The 19,745-nt window shown below is 41.8% G+C and carries 18 protein-coding genes; 12 read left to right on the plus strand and 6 right to left on the minus strand.

What is annotated here, in order from left to right; translation table 11 throughout:
* Nucleotides 1-3 precede the first annotated feature (3 nt).
* Entirely contained in the window at nt 4-678 is a 675-nt protein-coding gene (locus PE36_RS01130) for an HAD family phosphatase (protein ID WP_043993570.1), read from the plus strand.
* A gap of 152 nt (nt 679-830) precedes the next feature.
* On the opposite strand, the gene PE36_RS01135 is transcribed toward PE36_RS01130, so the two are convergent.
* Together PE36_RS01135 and PE36_RS01140 are read right to left on the minus strand one after the other, a co-directional pair.
* The gene (locus PE36_RS01135; RefSeq protein ID WP_006030089.1) at nt 831-1,937 is read right to left on the minus strand and encodes an acyl-CoA desaturase; all 1,107 of its coding nucleotides are present in this window, start codon (nt 1,935-1,937) and stop codon (nt 831-833) included.
* Between the two features lie 10 nt (nt 1,938-1,947).
* Complete coding sequence (locus PE36_RS01140) at nt 1,948-3,072, minus strand: ferredoxin reductase (protein ID WP_006030090.1); 1,125 nt, start codon at nt 3,070-3,072, stop codon at nt 1,948-1,950.
* A gap of 412 nt (nt 3,073-3,484) precedes the next feature.
* Between PE36_RS01140 and PE36_RS01145 the strand changes: the two genes are divergently transcribed.
* From PE36_RS01145 to PE36_RS01180, 8 genes are all read left to right on the plus strand, one after another.
* On the plus strand, nt 3,485-3,838 hold the full coding sequence (locus PE36_RS01145) for a multidrug efflux SMR transporter (protein WP_006030091.1): 354 nt from the start codon (nt 3,485-3,487) through the stop codon (nt 3,836-3,838).
* 121 nt (nt 3,839-3,959) lie between these two features.
* Nucleotides 3,960-4,856, plus strand: coding sequence for a LysR substrate-binding domain-containing protein (locus PE36_RS01150; protein ID WP_006030092.1), 897 nt, complete (start codon nt 3,960-3,962; stop codon nt 4,854-4,856).
* A gap of 85 nt (nt 4,857-4,941) precedes the next feature.
* Entirely contained in the window at nt 4,942-5,838 is an 897-nt protein-coding gene (locus tag PE36_RS01155; protein WP_043993572.1) for a carbohydrate ABC transporter permease, read from the plus strand.
* An 11-nt stretch (nt 5,839-5,849) separates the two neighbouring features.
* On the plus strand, nt 5,850-6,788 hold the full coding sequence (locus PE36_RS01160; protein WP_006030094.1) for a carbohydrate ABC transporter permease: 939 nt from the start codon (nt 5,850-5,852) through the stop codon (nt 6,786-6,788).
* Between the two features lie 6 nt (nt 6,789-6,794).
* Complete coding sequence (locus tag PE36_RS01165; protein WP_006030095.1) at nt 6,795-8,075, plus strand: extracellular solute-binding protein; 1,281 nt, start codon at nt 6,795-6,797, stop codon at nt 8,073-8,075.
* 68 nt (nt 8,076-8,143) lie between these two features.
* Nucleotides 8,144-9,625, plus strand: a complete 1,482-nt coding sequence (locus PE36_RS01170; protein WP_043993573.1) for a CehA/McbA family metallohydrolase — start codon at nt 8,144-8,146, stop codon at nt 9,623-9,625.
* Nucleotides 9,615-10,352 carry an HAD family hydrolase gene (locus tag PE36_RS01175; RefSeq protein ID WP_006030097.1) on the plus strand — a complete coding sequence of 246 codons (738 nt, stop codon included), beginning with the start codon at nt 9,615-9,617 and terminating at the stop codon, nt 10,350-10,352. Before PE36_RS01170 ends, PE36_RS01175 begins: the two co-directional genes overlap by 11 nt.
* 36 nt (nt 10,353-10,388) lie before the next feature.
* Nucleotides 10,389-11,534 (plus strand): ABC transporter ATP-binding protein, encoded by a 1,146-nt coding sequence (locus PE36_RS01180; protein ID WP_006030098.1) that lies wholly within the window; start codon nt 10,389-10,391, stop codon nt 11,532-11,534.
* A 99-nt stretch (nt 11,535-11,633) separates the two neighbouring features.
* Here the strand turns inward: PE36_RS01180 and PE36_RS01185 are convergent, their stop codons facing one another.
* The 4 genes from PE36_RS01185 to PE36_RS01200 form a co-directional block, all read right to left on the minus strand.
* On the minus strand, nt 11,634-12,452 hold the full coding sequence (locus PE36_RS01185; protein ID WP_006030099.1) for a TauD/TfdA family dioxygenase: 819 nt from the start codon (nt 12,450-12,452) through the stop codon (nt 11,634-11,636).
* Complete coding sequence (locus PE36_RS01190) at nt 12,452-13,549, minus strand: hypothetical protein (RefSeq protein ID WP_006030100.1); 1,098 nt, start codon at nt 13,547-13,549, stop codon at nt 12,452-12,454. The genes PE36_RS01185 and PE36_RS01190 overlap by 1 nt, the downstream gene beginning before the upstream one ends.
* Nucleotides 13,550-14,070: 521 nt before the next feature.
* The gene (locus PE36_RS01195; protein WP_006030101.1) at nt 14,071-14,319 is read right to left on the minus strand and encodes a DUF3297 family protein; all 249 of its coding nucleotides are present in this window, start codon (nt 14,317-14,319) and stop codon (nt 14,071-14,073) included.
* A gap of 240 nt (nt 14,320-14,559) precedes the next feature.
* Nucleotides 14,560-16,116: a diguanylate cyclase domain-containing protein gene (locus PE36_RS01200; protein ID WP_006030103.1), complete on the minus strand. Its 1,557-nt coding sequence runs from the start codon at nt 16,114-16,116 to the stop codon at nt 14,560-14,562.
* 450 nt (nt 16,117-16,566) lie between these two features.
* Between PE36_RS01200 and PE36_RS01205 the strand changes: the two genes are divergently transcribed.
* From PE36_RS01205 to PE36_RS01215, 3 genes are all read left to right on the plus strand, one after another.
* On the plus strand, nt 16,567-17,724 hold the full coding sequence (locus PE36_RS01205) for a DUF1611 domain-containing protein (protein WP_006030104.1): 1,158 nt from the start codon (nt 16,567-16,569) through the stop codon (nt 17,722-17,724).
* The gene (locus PE36_RS01210; protein WP_043993576.1) at nt 17,721-18,800 is read left to right on the plus strand and encodes an alanine/ornithine racemase family PLP-dependent enzyme; all 1,080 of its coding nucleotides are present in this window, start codon (nt 17,721-17,723) and stop codon (nt 18,798-18,800) included. The genes PE36_RS01205 and PE36_RS01210 overlap by 4 nt, the downstream gene beginning before the upstream one ends.
* 303 nt (nt 18,801-19,103) lie before the next feature.
* A complete protein-coding gene (locus tag PE36_RS01215) occupies nt 19,104-19,589 on the plus strand; it encodes a hypothetical protein (RefSeq protein WP_006030106.1) in 486 nt (161 codons plus the stop codon).
* Nucleotides 19,590-19,745 lie beyond the last annotated feature (156 nt).

Genomic DNA, 19,745 nt, shown 5'->3' on the forward strand with positions numbered 1-19,745 from the left:
GACATGAGCCAACCACTGTATATTTTTGATCTGGACGAAACCCTGATTAGTGCTGATAGCGCGATATTATGGCATCAGTTTTTAGTGACTAAAGGCATCATTACCGATCCCGAATTTCTCACTGAAGATCAACGTTTAATGACGCTGTATTCTGCGGGTAAATTGGATATGCCTGAATACCTTAATTTTTCCATGGCACCGCTTGCGCAGATTCCTAAAGAACAAGTCGATAGCTTGGTGGATGAATGTGTCGAAAAATACATTATGCCAATGGTATTTCCGCAAGCACTGCAGCTATTAGCACAGCTTAAACAAGACAATATCACCACGGTATTGATCTCGGCGACGGTCAGCTTCATTGTGAAAAAAGTAGCCAAGCAACTCGGTATCGACCATGCGATGGGTATCGATATGTTAGTTGAGGATGGTTGTTATTCGGCCAACATTCTCGGCGTGGCCAGTTATCGAGAAGGCAAAGTAACCCGCTTAGAATCTTGGTTAGCAGAGCAAACCGAGATCTTTACTGATACTTATTTTTATACGGATTCAATTAACGATCTGCCTTTGTGTGAATTTAGTCAATATCCCCATGTTGTTAACCCTTGCCCACAGTTAGCCCGCCATGCGCAAGCGCAGCACTGGCCGCAATTAGCTTGGTCACCGTTAACTGAGCAATAACAATTAGCTTACTAACAGCACAAGCCTGCATAAATAGCGTATAGCCGCACTCATATTGGACGCACAAAAAAGCCTGACTATTCACCTAGTCAGGCTTTTTAATATTTACTTATTGCCAGTTAACGAGTCAGTATCACTGATTTTAATAAGCGTTACAATCGAGGGTAAAGTGCCGCATTCTTACCAGTGACTTTACCGACTGGGAATGAGAAATAAATAACCCGTCGCAATACAGAAGTATACTGGCTAAAGAAGTTACCTGTGTTGTACGCGATACCGTATTTAGCGGTAATAGCTTGCACTTCTTTCGACATAGCGACATAACGATGCGCAGGCACCTCTGGGAATAAATGATGCTCTACCTGACAGCTCAAATGACCCGTTAAAATATGAAACCATTTAGGCCCTGTTAAGTTTGCCGAGCCTAAGATCTGACGATAATACCAATGACCACGGGATTCATTTTCACATTCTTTTTCGGTAAAGCTATATACCTCAGTTGGAAAGTGCCCACAGAAAATAACCGTTGAAGTCCAAAAATTACGAATTAGATTAGCCGCTATATTGCCCAATAATACCATCACAAAAAATGGGCCGGCAAGCGCAGGAAAAATAACGTAATCTTTTAATATTTGGCGTGTTGATTTACGGTAGAACACTTTTTTTAAATGTTCGATATCAACATGTGACTCACGACTGGCTTTTCTTTTACCAAAGAATACCCGTTCGCCCGCCATTTCATGAAAGGCGATACCCCATTGAAATAAAGCACTTAACACAAGATAAGTACCAAATTGCCACAAGTTACGTAGACGCCAAGAAAAATCATCACTTAAGCGTAATAATCCGTAACCAAAATCACGATCCTTACCGACAATATTAGTGTAGGTATGATGTTCATAATTATGCACACGCTTCCAGGACTCCGAACTACAGGCAATATCCCATTCAAACGTTTGTGAATTAAGCGTTGGATCGTTCATCCAATCATATTGACCATGCAATACGTTATGACCAATTTCCATATTATCTAAAATCTTCGACGCGCTTAATAGCAGCACACCTACACCCCAAAAATACAATGAAAGAAAGCCCAGTACGAGACAAATACGCCCAGAGATTTCTAACGTACGTTGCAAGCGAATAATTTTTTTGATGTAACGCTCATCAACACTGCCGACTTCTTTCATTGCCCTTGCTTTCACAGCATCAAGGTCTATCGCCAGTTGTTCTAACTGTTGTTCATTTAACTTTGCCATTACGCTCTCCCTATAAATTAATCACGACGTCCGTCACTGGAACACTGATACAAATCTGAATATCTTCTTCACCGGTATCGGAATAGGTTTTGGTTTGACTGTTATAAACCACGCCACTTACCTTCTTACACTTACACTCTTGGCAAATACCTATACGGCAACCATATTTAGCCGGTACATAATTGTCCTCAGCCAAGGTTAATAATGTTTGCTGGTTGTCTTCACTCACAACAACATTTCTGTTGGTCGTGGTAAATGAAACGTTACGTACGGCAGTGACATCGACATTACTGAAACTCGCCAGACCGAATTGTTCGAGGTGAATAGCGTCCTGTGCTAAGCCCATATCAAGTAATAATGTTTGCGTACTATCCATCATGCTATTTGGACCACAGATATATACAGCACAGTCATTTAACTCACTGGTGATCGCGTTTATATGCGCTTTAGAGCAATAACCATCACGTTCACTGTGTAATAACTTCAAGGTGAAATTTGCGTGTTCTAGCTCTAAAGCAACCAAGGTATCGCTCAACACATGTTGATTAGCGCGTACAAAATACAGCAACGTAAAATTAATCGTCGGATTATTAGCGACATGTGACATTAACAAGCTGTGGAAGGGGGTAATACCACTGCCACCAGCAATAAATATAACGTCTTTGTTTTCCTGTTTATTTGCGCTATGCAATAAAGCAGCACTCAGTAAAAAATCACCTTTTGCGGGTGAAATACCGAATAGATCACCCTTCTCAACAGCATCTGCTAACCAGGGCGTGATTCGCCCTTTAGATTGCTTTTTAATGGTTAAGGTGATGGTCTTATCTTGTTGTAACTGCGCTAGCGGCGATGAAATAGTAAAAGGGCGTTTAACGTAACTGCCATTTTTCTTTACCTGCAGTTCCACATATTGACCAGGCTGGAAAGAAAATGACTGCGCATTGACCTTGCCAGAAACCGCTAATGTTAATGAATACATATCATTATTTTCAGGTTTTATTGCAACAACCTTCGCGGCGAACATGTCACCCATAAGTACAGCAACAGGTTTGGTTGAAAATGGTGAAAAATAAGCCTTAAACGTATCGTTATTAAATAACGTCAATGACAATTTATTAGTTAAATCATTAAACATGTCGCGTTCTCCCTAAAAGTTAAAAAGAGCTTACACGTGTACACTAGAATGATCCATCAGTATTTATATTTTATTGAAAACATAAATATAAAAAGTTAAACTTTGTAAATACATAAGCTTACATTAAATAAAGTAAATACAAAAAATAACATTAAGTGCACAGCTGTTTACCAAAATTATTTACAATGACGTTTTAGTTACATATTTATAACAGATTTATGAAAAATAAGTCGCTAGACGAACCAAGTCGACACTACCCTGCTAAATAGGCAATTAATTAACCTATCAAGACTAAGTTGTTAATTTAAATTAATGGCAACATCATTAAATCTAATGCTTGTACTATAGATACTGTCATCTTATTCAGGTATGGTGGCGCGCTGACTAATGTTGACATAAATGATAAGAAACCATGCTAAAAATACTCACGGCCCTGCCACCTAATTTACTGCTGCTGCTTGCCATTGTTTTTGAGGTAATCGCGACTTCCCTGCTACCAAAAACGCAACAATTTAGTCAGCCCTTAATGAGTGCGGTCGTGCTTATCTGCTATGCAGTGGCATTTTTCTTACTGTCTATCACCATTAAATCAGTACCAATTGGTGTCGCGTATGCGATCTGGTGTGGTGCAGGTATCGTACTGGTGACGATGATCAGTTGGTTATGGTATGGCCAACAACTGGATTGGGTCGCCATTCTGGGGATCAGTCTCATCTTACTTGGCAGCGTCATCATTAATGTATTTTCTACTACCATAAGCCACTGATTAAGGTTATTACCTTAAATAAAATCAGGATTAACAGTAATATTAATTTCATATTGCCGATTTTTTAATATTACTGTCATAACAATCCATTACTTTAACAATTTACTTGTTAAGGCAATGCATGCTTCCTCCACAACGTGCACTTTTGGCTTTCGAAGCCGTATCTCGATTAGGCTCAATTGGTGCTGCATCGCGTGAACTCCACGTGACACAAGCGGCGGTAAGCCAACAACTAAAAAGCCTTGAGCAATTTCTCAATTGCACTTTATTTATTCGCAATCAGCGTGGTGTTACTTTAACCCAGGCAGCACAACAGTATTTGCCAGTGGTAGCCGGATCGCTGCAACATCTTAAACTACAAACACAAATTTTATTCGGAAAGCAACAATCCGATGTGTTACGCATTAAGGCCAACACCTCTATTGGTCATAATTGGTTAATTCCCAAACTGGCCGATTTCAGCAATAAGTTTTCTTTCATCAAATTAGATTTGACCTTAGTCGACTGGCCATCGCGGCAACCTTGTAGCGAAGCTGATATTGAGATCACCAATGGTTTTATTGACAGCGAGGACACCCAAGCCGAACGCCTATGCCAAGAGCAATGGTTGATGGTGTGCAGCCCCGCATTCAAACAGCTGCATCTTGATGCACTCACCAACAAAGACATTTCCCAACTACCAGCCATTCAAGTGAAGGGCTATGAAGAAAGCTGGATGCAATGGCTTTGTCACCATGATATCGCCCCCGTGCCACCCAGTATCCAACTCGAAATAAGTAATTCATTGCATGGTCTAGAAGCGGCGAAACAAGGTATTGGATTAATGCTGGTGCGTTCTTTAGTGGCAAACAAAGCACTCACTTCTGGCGAACTAGCCTTAGCACTGAATGGCAGCATGCCGTCTGATTCAAGCCATTACATCATCACCGCCAATAAACGCAGCGCCAAGGTTAATTTTTTTTGTGATTGGTTGCACCAACAAGATACCAATAACGCCATCAGTTTTTCTTATGGCTAACCATGGAAAATATGATGATGACACAAGCCAATTTGTCACAGTGCCAACCTATGATGTTCACATACAGTTAAGGACAAACTTTATCATGAAGATTAATTCGCACGCACTCTCGCACTCAATCTCGGAAAAACTAAAGGTACTGTTATTTATCACACCTTTGTTGATCCCGCTACTGACCTTTTGGATTGTGCCATTTGGCTGGAGCATCTATATCAGCTTTACAGACTGGGATTACATTTCGCCAAAATATAGCTATGTCGGTTTAGAAAACTATCAATACATGTTTGAAGATAGTTATTTTATGGATGCGTTAAATAATACTTTCGTGTTTGCACTGGGTGTTGTGATCCCAACGATAATGCTAGGTTTAGTGTTTGCTTTATTACTGCATAAAAACTTCCGAGGCAGCCAACTTTACCGCGCGGTTATCTTCTCACCTTGGATCACGCCAACCGTGGCCGTATCAATTGTCTGGTCATGGGTATTCGAAACTAAATCCGGGTTAGCAAACTTACTGCTGGGTAAATTAGGCTTTGAACCTATTCCTTGGTTAGAAAGTGGTGATACCGCCATGATCGTGGTGATTATTGTTACCGTGTGGCAAGCCGTTGGTTGGACTATGTTATTTTTCATCAGTGCGTTAAATAAGATCCCTGAATCACTCTATGAAGCTTCATTAATTGATGGCTGTAGCCCGTGGACACGCTTTATAAAGATCACCTTACCGTTAATTTCGCCAACCACTTTCTTCCTGATCATTGTCAATATGATCACTGCGATACAAGCGTTTGATCAATTCCAGATCCTGACGCAAGGCGGTCCAAGTGGCAGTACTCGAACCTTATTATATTTGTTCTATCAACAAGCATTTGAGCAATACGATATGGGCCCTGCGGCAGCAACCTCATTAATCATTTTACTGATCACGGGTGTATTAACACTGGTTAACACCGAGATGGGTAAACGTTGGATATATTACTAAGGAAAAGACGGATGACAACTCAATCCATCGATTTACCCTTGGCTAACAGCCAAACAGGTAAACATAAAAACACCATAGCAACACAAGTAACCGTCACTAATATACCGGCTAAAGCAGTATTAAAACCCACCGGTTTAGCACTGCTCAAACATGGTTTTTTAACAATTTCGGGTTTAATTATGGTGTTCCCATTTGTGTGGATGCTGTCAGGCTCGATGAAGTCCAATGATGAAATATTCAGTAATCCACTGAATATTTTACCAGAACAATTTCGTTGGGAAACCTTTGTAGAAACATTCAACAGTGCGCCGTTTGGTTTGTACATCATGAACAGTTTTACGGTGGCGTTATTCACCACACTTATCGTGATGATTAACTCAGCAATGTTTGCTTATGCCATCACCCAACTTAAATTTAAGTCACGAACCGCACTCTATTTTGTGGTCATGGCCTGTTACATGCTACCGGGTGCGGTGACGTATATTCCGTCGTATATCACCTTGGCCAATATGGGCCTACTCGATAGTCATACTGGTTTGATTATTTCCAATGCAGCGAGTGTGTTCGGGGTGTTTTATCTGCGCCAAGTATTTTTAAAAGTGCATCCATCACTGATTGAAGCTGCGCGAATTGATGGTGCCGGAGAAGTTAAAATTCTCTGGGCGATCGTGCTGCCCCAGTGCAAATCAGCATTAGCGACCTTGTTCCTGATTACCTTTATTACTAACTACAACAGTTACATGTGGCCAAGCCTGTTGATCACCTCGCAAGATCTTAATTTGATTGCGACCGGTATTAGACAGTTCTTTATTGCCGAAGGTAACTACGGCTTAAATTGGTCACAGATAATGGCAGCAAGCACCATCGCTGTATTACCGCTGTTGATTTTATTCATTATTTGTCAAAAAACAATTTTGTCCGGCATAGCCGATAACGGTGTAAAAGAGTAAATAAATATGAAACTGAAAACATTAGCAATTGTATGTTCTAGCTACGCAGTGGGCGCATTCGCTTTCGCTGGTAGCGCAATGGCGAAAACCGAAGTGGACTTTTGGTATTCTGGTGGCACAAAACCACAAAAATTAATGACAAAACTGATCACTGAATTTAATAACAGTCAGGATGAGTATGTGATTAAGAGTGCCTTGCAAGGCAATTACACTGAGACTTATCAGAAGTTACAAGCTGGGTTAGCGTCAAAAACAGCGCCCGAATTTGTACTACTCGATTCGACTCAAGCACAAATGATGGCAGAACGTAATCTGGTTCGAGATGTCCGGCCTTATATGGACAGTGAATTTAATTTCAATGATTTTCTCGGAGCCTTCCGCCAGCAAGTAACCACGCCAGATGGCATCGTATATGGTTTACCCGCTTACGGTACTACGCAGATATTTTACTACAACAAACACGTATTGGCTGCTCACGGATTTACTGAAAAAGACTTAAGCACTTGGCAGGGCGTCGCGAAAGTATCAGCGGCAGTAACCCAAAAAGATGCTAAAGGTAACACCACATTTTATGGTTGGGAGCCAATGTGGGGCAGAAATAACCTCATGGATGCGGCGTTCTCTAACGGCGCTAAAGTGATCAGTGATGACGGTAAAACCATTCTTATTGATTCACCAGAATGGATCACAGTTTGGGATAGTTTCCGTAAATGGATCCATGAAGATGAAACCATGCGTATTCATCACGGTGGTCAAGGTTGGGAATACTGGTACAAAACTATTGATGACGTAGTGAAAGATCGCGCATTGGGTTATACCGGTTCATCGGGTGATCAAGGCGATCTCGACTTCACAAAACTCGCTGCGACCACACAACCAGGTTGGGATAACAACCCGGCAGCACCGCAAGCGGGAGCAGTGACCTTTGTCATGCCCAAAGGCACCGACGATAAAGCATCACGAGGCGCGTTTGAGTTTATGGCATTTTATACCAATGCAAAGAATACCGCTCGTTGGTCAATGTTAACAGGTTATATCCCGGTACGTGAAAGTGTCAGACAAGTGCCTGAATATCAAGCTTATACGGCGAAAAACCCACAAGCCTTGATCCCGTTAAAACAAGCTGGGTTTGCCAGTAAAGACTTTTTCGATCCGACCAAAGGTAAGATCCTTGATGCGCTCGGTATCGCCGCGGATCAGGTGCAAATCGAAAATATACCCGCAGAGAAAGCGCTTAAACAAGCGGCAAAACGTGCACAACGTGCATTAGATCGCGCAAATCGTTAAGTCTGATAAAGCCGGTGATGAGTGCACCGCATTCATCACCAAAATTACTACTGCAACAAGGATTTACCATGTTGAACTTTACCGGTGAGTTGGTCTTTGGCCATCGCGTTTTGAATTTTAATGTTAACGCCAATATTAATACCCTCACCCTTACTGGAACGACCGTAAAGAAAGGCTTTTTATATGCCTATCTGTATGACAGTAAGCAACAGTTACGTGCAAATTTGTTATTTGAAAAAGCCAAAAAAACCTTAATTTTAACGTCAAAATCGGCTTCATTTGGTGGTATTTCGGGTCATTTACCTCCTGGCGATTGGCAATTACACCTGTATAATCTTGAAGGTGAAAACAGAAGCCCAAAAGCCATGCACTATGCGATTGATGTTGAATTAAGTGAGCATATCAATCCCGAATATAGCAGTAATGACAAATTGTTAGCCACGCAAACGCATGCTTGTTTAATGGCCGATGACGACGCTCCGCTTGATCACCGCATTCATTTTGATTACCACCACGTTAAAAACAATAACGCTGCTTGGTACCGTGGTGATTTACATGCCCATACGCAATTATCCGATGGCAATAATACCCTCGCCGCGGCAGCACAAATAGCCCAACAACAAGCGCTCGATTTCTTTTTTATCACCGAGCACAATATTTGCCACCCTGCACTGCCCGTTTGTGAACGGACATTAATGTTACCTGCAATCGAGATCACCACAGACCAAGGTCATTTTAATGTGCATGGCCCGCGCCGCACGCTCAATATGTTTAATGCCGCTTATTCCAGTGCCGCATTGATTGAACAGGGACTCAGTCTAGTTGCGCAAGATGAAGGCAATATCAGTATTAACCATCCAATGATGAAACCTTGGCCCTGGCGTTATGACCATATCGCGCTAGCAAAAGTAAATACCTTTGAAGTCTGCTGCGATCCAACCTGGTCAACATCCCCCAAAGCCACCGAAGATGCATTAATCCTATTAACGCACATATGGAACAGTGGCCATCGTATCGCTGCCGTTGGTGGCAGTGACTCACACTTAGAGCCCCATGAACGCAATGCCAAGGCCACAGAGCCATCTATCTATGGTGATCCAAGTACCTTTGTCTATGCCGATACCTTATCGGGGAACGGTATTTTACAAGGTCTACGCCAAGGACATGTTTATTTAGAACGTCAATGTGGGTTGGTTTTTCAACTTAATTCTGGTGCAGTCTTACCTGGCCAAGATGTCGGCAACAATGTAGTCGATTACAGTCTGGCAGTGACAGATAACAGCACAGACTATTATGCCGAATGTATCGCAGACGGTGAGGTGATAAAACGCATTAAACTCACGACCGAGGATACCCATTTTCGAGTGGATATGAGCACATATGCCTGGTTACGAATTGATATCCGCCGCGGTCAGTTAGATAACCCAACAGCATCTGAATTTGAAGGCGTCATCAACCCGATTTATAACGGTACACAAGCCATCTTTAGCCAGCCTTTAGTTGGAACTTGGGGCGAACTAATGGAGTTAATAAATAAGAATGGAAATTAAAGGTTTACTGTTCGATAAAGACGGTACATTACTGGAGTTTCATCAAATGTGGTTACACGTCGCACAAGGCGCGGCGGCAGATACATTAACGGCCTACGCCGCAGAAAATAACCATCACCTTGATGACGTCGCATTATTAGCGGCAATTGGGGTACACGGTAATGATGTTGATAATCATGGTTTACTTGCTTCAAATCCAGTCGAAGATACGGCTGACGCTTGGTATCAATTATTACAACTAAGCAGTGATAAGGCTCAGTTTAGCCGCACAGTAAAGCAGCTGTTTAATAAACAGGTTGAAGACAATCCAACCCTTATCCAAGCCTTACCCGGTATTAAAGCAAAACTGCTTAACCTAAAACAGCAAGGTTTTAGACTCGGCATTGCCACAGCAGACAGTAAAGACGCCACCCTCTACAGTTTAATGCTGGCTGAGTTGATCGATTTATTCGATTTTGTTGGTTATTCCGATGGCGATATTGCCCCGAAACCAGCACCCGCGTTATTGCATGCTTTTTGTGAACAGTGTGATTTAGTGCCACAACAAGTAATCATGTTTGGCGATACCGTTTCTGATATGAAATTTGGCCGTAATGCAGGCGCTAGCACCATCGGTGTTTTAACTGGTACAGCAACCGAAGACGAACTGCAGCCTTACGCTGATACCGTCCTCTATTCAGTTGCTGACTTTAATAGCGATTTATTGATGACGATTACTCACTGTTAATCTCGACTAATAACTAATAACTAATACGGAAATCACATGGCTGAAGTAATACTACGTCAGGTAGAAAAAGTTTACCCAAATGGGTTTAAAGCCGTTCACGGTATCGATCTCACCATTAATGAAGGTGAGTTTATGGTGTTTGTTGGCCCTTCTGGCTGTGCCAAGTCCACCACATTGCGCATGATTGCTGGGTTAGAAGAAATCAGCAATGGCGAGATCATGATTGGGAACAAGTGTGTAAATAATTTACCGCCCAAAGACCGTGGCATTTCGATGGTATTTCAAAATTACGCGTTATACCCGCATATGTCTGTTTATGAGAATATGGCCTTTGGTTTAAAACAACAAAAAATCAATAAACGCGAAATAGAACGTCGCATTAGTGACGCGGCAGAAACCTTAGAAATCACTCACTTACTCGACAGTAAACCCGGTGAAATGTCAGGAGGACAACGCCAACGAGTCGCCTTAGGCCGAGCGATGGTACGTAAGCCCGATGTATTTTTATTTGACGAACCCCTGTCAAATTTGGATGCAAAATTACGCGTGGCAACCCGCATTAGTATCGCCCAGTTACACCAGGATTTAAAAGCCGAGGGTCAAAATGCAACGATGATTTACGTGACCCATGATCAGGTCGAAGCTATGACGCTCGGTGATCGTATTTGCGTGCTAGACCAAGGGAAAATCATGCAAGTTGATACGCCAATGAACTTGTATCAGTATCCCGCCAATAAGTTTGTTGCTGGTTTTATTGGTTCGCCGGCGATGAACTTGATCCGCGCGACACTGATCCAAGAGAATACCCTCACGTATATTCAATTAGACAAAGGGTCAAGATTCGTATTACCCGCGGGAAAGGCCGAAAAAGTCGCGCATAAAATCGGTCAACCCGTGTGGTTTGGACTGCGTCCAGAACATATTTCAGTGGTTGCAAAAGGATCCGTTGATGACGCAACCTCAGAGCCACAACAGAATATTGAACTCGCTTACATTAAAGTCGTTGAGTCGATGGGGAATGAAGTTTATCTGTATTGTGTATTAGGCCAAGAGCAGATTATTTCTCGCTGCCACTTTGATCCAAAGAACAATATTCAACATAGTGAAAGTCATTATATGCATTTCGATATGGCACATTGCCATTTGTTTGATATTGATAGTGAATTGGCACTGCTTAATTAGCGTAGCGTTAATGTGCGATAGCATGCAGACAATAAAAGAGAAATACGACTCACGCATTTCTCTTTTTTTATCGATTAAATAGCGCTTTATTCGACTCAATCACACAACTGTGACACGGTGCAATTTACGTGGGTTATCGGCATAATCAATCACCGCATAATGTTGAGTACTGCGGTTATCCCAAATGGCTAATGAATTGGCCTGCCATTTAAACCGTACTTGATATTCAGGCTGTCTGGCCATAGCAAACAGCTTAGCAAGTAAGGCATTACTGTCATCTCGGTTCATACCAATAATATAACGGGTGAATTGTTCATTAATAAATAAGATTTCTTCACCTGTGTCTGGGTGACGCGTTATAACAGGGTGCGATACCGGTGGATTCGTTGCTGATACCGCAAGCACATCTTGTTGCCAATCTTCGGTTATTTCACTGCTTTCAATACCATCAAAAGCAAATAACGCATGCATAGCAGATAATCGACGTAACAATATTTTATCTTGTTCTGGCAACTGCCGAAATACCGCGGTCATCGAACACCACAAAGTATCACCACCGCAGTGGGGCACATGTTGGGCATGCAATACCGACGCTTTAGACGGTTGCTGACGCCAGGTTAAATCAGTATGCCAAAAACTTTCTAATGGCGGTTTACCTTTAACGGTTTCAATAATACTTACTTGTGGCGCTTGCGCGACATGAGGAAAAAAAGGATGGGTTGGTTCTAACTCCCCAAAACGCGCAGCAATGGTTAACTGTTGCTGCGGTGACAACACTTGCTCTCGAAAGAAAATAACTTGGTGCGTAAACCACGCTTGATAAACAGCTTCAAACGTAGTGTCATTACAATGAACAAGATCAACGTGATGGATCAAGGCGCCAATATGCGGAGTAAGCGGCTCAATCTGCATGGTCATTAGTCGGCAGCGACCGTATTAGTATTGCTAGTCTGAGTTACTGCTAAATTTTCAGTCTCAATCAATGCGTCTCTCACCTTTTCGGTTAGCGGGATGAGCAGCAGTGCTTGTTCCTCATTGAGCGCTTGTTGTTGGTCCAATTTATTACGCAGCGCATGATCAAAATACGCGATTTGTTCAATATAAGTTAAGCTCGAAATATCTTCTGCAAATAAATCAAATGCCACGGTCGCGATTGCATCACGATAACGTAACGCTATTTTTTCACTTTCCGAACGATCAATACGATTGATCCATTTAACTTCAGTCGTCACGTTAACAGCACGACGTAAATCATCTTCAACCTTAACGATAATGGTATCGATAATATGTTGATTTCGCGGCGCCAGCACAATCGCATCATTTAACTGCACTATACGTTGTTGGATCTGCGCATATGTTTGTGGGATCAAGTCTCGATCCAGCTTTTTCATTTTCTTGACAAGTGGCGTATAGAAATTACTTTTAACAATCCTAATTTCAAGTTGCAATAAGCGGTCTTGTACCCTTGCGCTACGCTTTGCATAACCGTCTGTTGAATCATCATCTTCAATATCAGCAATTAAGTCGGCGGTACTTTCGTTAATATCGTCTAATTCATTCTGCCATTGACCATGTACTTGGGGAGACAAGTAGGCAATATCGGCGAGTTGTTGCGTTAAAAACTCAGACACTAATATTTTGATACGCACGGCGTTATCTAACGCTTCCTGCGCGTCTTCAATTTTATCCATGACCTTACTTTCTGATGGTCCACCAAAAAACCCTTGATCGTTGGGATCAAAATTCGCCACCAGCGTCCGCATTGTTCTTACCGCAGAATTAATTCGTTTCCAACTATCAGGTGCAAAATAGACGTAATTTTCATCTTTGCCCGCGGCATATTGTTGTTCAACATGTTCAGCTAAGGCTTTGATTTTTTGTATTGCCAGCGCGGCTTCATCCATGACTTCAATATCATTGGTATTATGAACATTATCTTGCGTTGCTTCAGTCGACGCACAACCTGATAGTCCAGCAGCCGATAGTATAATCGCCGCACACAGGGTTTTCTTCATCTTGTTCATCCAATATAATATGCTATAGAAATACCGATACTACCGAACACACCACAAGCTCACAAGACTAAAATGTCAAATGTGGAGATAGAATGAACAGGTTCGGCTTTGGCATTTATACCGGTGGCCTAAGGATACATTTGTAAGACCATGACCTGTATCATGAATTAATAAAGCTACATTCAAGCTCAGCCGTTTCCTTGTTAATACCAACATGCCTAAAACAAATAAAGAAAACCAATAAATAGTGATATGAATAAAAAGGCATAATACAGAGAGGATATCTGGCGTATAAGCAACATACGTTAAGCGACCTTGATAATGGCGTCTTTATGGCTGAATGGTCATGCTCGTCATGTTTGCTGGGAAATTAATAATACAAAGGGCCTAAATCTCTCCAGGCCCTTTTGGCGATAACTTAGATTCAAATAATTAAGTAGCATTGCAAAATGACTTCACTATTACGCCAACACAGTAAGGGGATCACCGTTGACTAAACTATCGGTTTTCATTGAAACGTCTTAACGATAAAACGGTTCAACAGTCCCTTTAATCGTCATCATAAGTGGTTGTCCGCGACGATCTAATGCTTTGTGTGACGGTACTTTTACCCAACCTTCACTGATGCAATATTCCTCGACATCGAAACGCTCTTTGCCGTTAAGCTTAATACCAATGTCATGTTGGAAAACTTCTTCTACATGATGTGGGCTACGTGGATTACCCGCAAGGCGATCTGGTAAAGCTGGTTTCGATTTAGTGTCGTTCATGTTCGTGACCTGTAGTGAATAAAAGTGCGCTATTGTAGGCAATATAGGCCTAACGCTCAAGCGCTACCGTAATAAATGTTGCTAAAAATACCTTGTGTTGCAGATCACTCTGAAACAGTTTGTTGCGCGTATCGAAAAATTTAAAGCCAGCAGCCATTATAAATGGTTCCAGATATTCCAAATTACTCTCGAGTTTACAACGTCCTCAGCAATTAACCCTTAATAGTTTCTAGCTAAGTGTTATATCGTTTCAGTCAAATAGGGGGAGTGATTAGCGTCTGCGAACGCGTAATTATTTTTCCCTCGGCGTTTTATTTCGTACATCGCGAGATCGGCCTGCTTGACCAACGCCTGACTACTTTCAGCATCATCTGGATATAATGCAATACCAATACTAGCAGTAATGTTCATCTCCAATGAATCCAAGTTATATGGCGACGCGACAGCTTGAATCATCCGTTCAGCGATCTCTGCAATTGAATCATTATCGGCAAGGTTGGTCAGTAATATTAAGAATTCGTCGCCACCGATACGCGCGACGGTATCAACATCTCGAATACAGGCACACAAGCGTGCTGCCGTTTTCTTTAAAAGTAGATCCCCAGCATCATGCCCGAAAGTATCATTGACCTTCTTGAAACCATCCAGATCAACAAATAAAACCGCCACCCTAGTAGTATTGCGTCGTGCACCAGCCAACGCCTTTAAAAGATGTTCCATGAACAGTTTCCGCGTAGGCAGGCCAGTTAACGTATCATGGTAGACTAAATGATAGATGCGTTCCTTGGCTTCTTTTAGGGCGGTGATATCCTCCTTCACTGCGACAAAATGACTAATTTCTCCATTTCGTTGCTTAACTGGTGCTATCGACGCAATTTCCCAAAATAGCTCACCATTCTTTTTACGGTTATGAAACTCACCCCGCCATGTATTACCAGCTGCAAGCGATGACCAAAGAAAATCATAGTCCTCAGCAGGCATTTCACCCGCATGCAAAATACGAGGGTTTTTCCCAATAAGTTCCTCAGGAAGGTACCCCGTTTTTTCAGTTAAAGCAGGATTCACGTAGTTAATAGCGCCTGAGCTATCAGTAATAATTATCGATGAAGCGGATTGTTTTACTGCTTGCGATAAAATACGCAACTCTGATTCTAACACTGCGTAAGCCAGTAGAATTAAGGTGATAGCAATCCCGCCGATGATAAAGATCCCCCCCAGAAACACTACCGATGAGGTCATGTTTGAATACATAAAAGGGTGTTCTGACGGGTACAGCAAAGCGATAATACCCCGTGTACCATGGATAATACCGAATAAAGCGAAAATCGTCGCAACAGCAAATCCAGCAGATCGCCAAGGGGCATTTTTTTCACGCAGCAGGGTAAAAACAATAGCACCACAGATCATTGCAAACGCAATGGAAAGCACCATAATTCTAATATTTAGATTTGGGTCGATGTAGTTAAAATAGTAAAACAGCGAGGCTGTTAATGGGAAAAGGCCAAAATCAAATAACCACAGTGGAGGACGACCGGTAAAAACCCTAATTCCACGCAAGATAACTTGAAAACCAATCACATAGAGTGAATTAGCAACCACTAGAGAGAGGAAATCTGGAATACTGCCACGCCCAGAAATTAAGATACTGGCCGCCGCCACACAAGACATACCCGCAGCCCAGAAACCCACGCCGTTTCGCCGTAATTGCGCTCGCCATAGAGCAATCAACGCCACTGCGGAGCCAATCGAGATGAGGGCAGTCACGACAAGCAGTGTACGGTTATCTAGTACCAGCATTTTAGTACCATTCGAATAACAAATTCCATTGCATTAATGAGTCTATTTTTTATGACTCTGTTTCCATGTCCGATCTTTAAAAGCATTTGACTATTACAACTGATATTAAATACTTTAGAGTACTATAAAAATTAGATTAAGTATCTTCGGTGAATCACAAAATGATATTTTTATGTCTTCAGCTACCCTAAGTTTTTGCTTCAATCCTTACCCAATTTTGAATACCGGTAAGTTGGATTTAAACCCGCCATAGCAACAAATAAAAGTCAAATTATAAATATCAAATGTCAAACACCAAACTCAAAATGTTAAAATATCTACATAAATGTGTTAACTATGTTACCTTAAATCCCCCCCTCTACCGCTTAGTAGGGACTTATTATATTTTCCGACGTTATATCTCGGCACTTTTCAGTCGCCCTCCTAAGCCTTAAAGCACTAGGTAATATTATGTCTGATTCAACTCAGAATTTAACGAATATCTTTCCTTTTAATAACACCAAAAATACAGAAACGAACGATGCCGTAATACCGACTGCGATTATTTATTGCGAAGGTCAATTTGGAAAAATTGATGGAAAAACAGCAAATGGCCTTGTTAGGTATTCACACAATTATCGCATTCTCTCGGTGATTGATAGCAAAACGGCCGGTTTGAATTCGGGTGAAGTGCTAAATGAAGAAAAAAATGGCATCCCCATTTTGACCAACATGGAAGCAGCACTCACCCATGCAGGCACAGTTCCTGACTATTTCATTTTTGGGATCGCACCATCAAGTGGTTTGTTATCCGATATTGAAAAAACGATCATTTTAGATGCCATGTCATTAAAGATGAATATAGTGAATGGATTACATGAATTCTTGAGTGAGGATCCTACTTTTTTAGCCGCTAGTATAAAACACAACGTCACTATTTTAGATATCCGCAAACCTAAAAACAAAGAAGAATTACAGACATTTAGCGGTGAAATACACAATGTAAAATGTCCACGTATTGCGATCCTGGGTACCGATTGTGCCATCGGCAAACGGACAACAGCCACAATATTAGCTAAAGCACTACAAGACAAAGGGCTTAACGTGGTCATGATTGCCACAGGGCAAACGGGCATTATTCAAGGCGCACCTTATGGAGTTGCGTTAGATGCAGTACCATCGCAATTTTGTGCAGGTGAACTAGAAGCGATCATCGTCAAAGCATACGAACAAGAAAATCCTGACCTGATCATTATTGAAGGCCAAGGCTCATTGAGTCACCCCGCATTTTCGACCAGTTCTTTTATACTTCGCGGCAGCTGCCCAACAAGCGTCATTCTGCAACATGCGCCTAAACGTGTATACCGTGCTGATTTCCCTAAAGCACTGATGCCTACGGTCGCTTCAGAAATAAACCTGATTGAAACATTTGCGGATACCCGCGTGATTGGCTTAACCCTTAATCATGAAGATATGTCCTCGCAGGAAACACTGAGTGCAATTGATGACTTCGCAACTCAATTAAGGATACCGGTTACCGACGCCCTATCCCAACCAACAGACCACCTTGTACAAATCGTTTCTTCTGCTTACCCTCACCTAGAACGAAAAATGATGTTAACGTCTTGAGCTACCCCAGGGTAGACATCAACTGCACTAAAATTTACCATAATACTAAAACGTTGATAAACCGATTAAGTCATAAAGGCATATCAGTAACCCCCGTCACTAAAGTATGTTTAGGCCATCCGATCATTGCTAATACTTTGATTAGCGCAGGGGCCAATATGATTGCGGATTCCCGTGTCGAGAATATCGAAAAGATCAGGCAAGCAGGCATTTCATTACCGACTATGCTGATCCGCACTCCCATGTTAAGTCAAGCTGAAAGCGTTGTTAAGAATTGTAATATCAGCCTTAACAGTGAAATAGCGGTGATTGAACAACTGTCCCTCGTTGCGAGCCAAACAAATATTATCCATGGCATTATTATCATGGTTGAACTAGGGGATCTGCGGGAAGGTGTAATGCCTAACAACTTATTGGCATTTATCGGTAACATCATTAATTTACCGAATATTGTAATAAAAGGCATCGGGACAAATTTGGCCTGCCGCTATGGTATATCACCTGATAATGACAAAATGTCGCAACTTTCTGCACTTGCAGATGAAGTCGAACAAGCATTTTCTATTCAGTTAGACATTATCTCAGGCGGTAATTCCGCCTCGATTAATTGGGCACTTAATCATGAGGCAAGCAGCCGCATTAATAACCTACGAATAGGTGAAGCCATTTTCCTCGGTTGCGAGCCATTATATCAAGAGCCAATCGAAGGCTTATTTACCGATGCCATCACGCTCACAGCCGAAGTTATTGAGTCGAAAGTAAAACCGTCGTTACCTTGGGGGGAGCGAGGAAGAAATGCGTTTGGAGAAAAACCAGCACTCCCAAATAGAGGGGATGTTTCACAAGCGCTGCTCGCATTAGGTCGCCTAGATGTGCATGTTGCAGGACTCAAACCGCCAGCAGGCATAACAATTGTGTCATCAACCAGTGATCATCTGGTTATTGAAACATCTGGAGAAGCCTTGCTCGTCGGCCAAAAGATACAGTTCAACTTAGACTATGGTGCGGTCTTACTTGCTATGTCCTCGCCTTATATACATAAATCATTCAGCCATCAAGATTTTGATAAAGAATAGATAAACGTAAGGAAAGGTAGCTTAACTTATTTTGAATCAGAAATAAGATAGTGCCAAATACAACAAAGCCTCAACGTACGTTGAGGCTTTGTCATTTAAAGATGGTGCCCGAGTGCGAACTTGAGATGGAATACTGAAGTAATAAAGTTAATTCACCTTATTTAGGTGTCCAATTTTATAAAACCACAGCAAAGATGATAATCTTGTTTTCATTGTGGGCCAGGATTGTCGGTGCACAATAATTTTTTGGGTTGGCTATTAAATTATAAATCTTAAGGAACCGTCGACAAGGTGATTAAAAAGATGTTTTTGGCTTTATTCCTATTGATGTTTGTTGCTGTGCTACTAGCCTTAGCTGGTGTTGGCCGCTACGTAAATTTCAATACTCAGCAAGGTCCAGCGGTTGATCGTGCGTATATTGATGGTCTAGTGACGAGTCGGCATAGCGACAACAGTGTAGAATTATTTTTTCGTTCTAATACGCCGACGAATAGACATCAAAATTTTATTATTTTTCATCTTAGCGAAAAACAGTATGCGTTGTGGCGAGCAGGTAAACTGCAACCAATAGCGAATTTTAATACCGACTTTGATCAGAGCTACGGGATTTTTGCACAATCCTATGGTGGCATAAGAAAATGGGTAAGCTATGTCGATGCACAATATTTAGTGTTAGCCGTACCGACCCGTTATGTTGCGTTTATAGACTATTATTTACGTTGGTATCGGCCAACTGAAGCAAAAAAACGGCTTGATGCCAGTAATTATTATTTACAGCCTGTCGATTAAATAGTGCTAATCAGCGGAATGTCATATACCACCAATCTCGTTACACATATCCAATCACCACTGATGGCACGACTGATGTGTTATCAGCGTTAATAGATAACCACCAGAAAAACTAACAATCTTCAAAGTACCGGATACAACAAAGCCCCAACATAC

The sequence above is a fragment of the Moritella sp. PE36 genome, from assembly GCF_000170855.1.
Classification (GTDB): Bacteria; Pseudomonadota; Gammaproteobacteria; order Enterobacterales; family Moritellaceae; genus Moritella.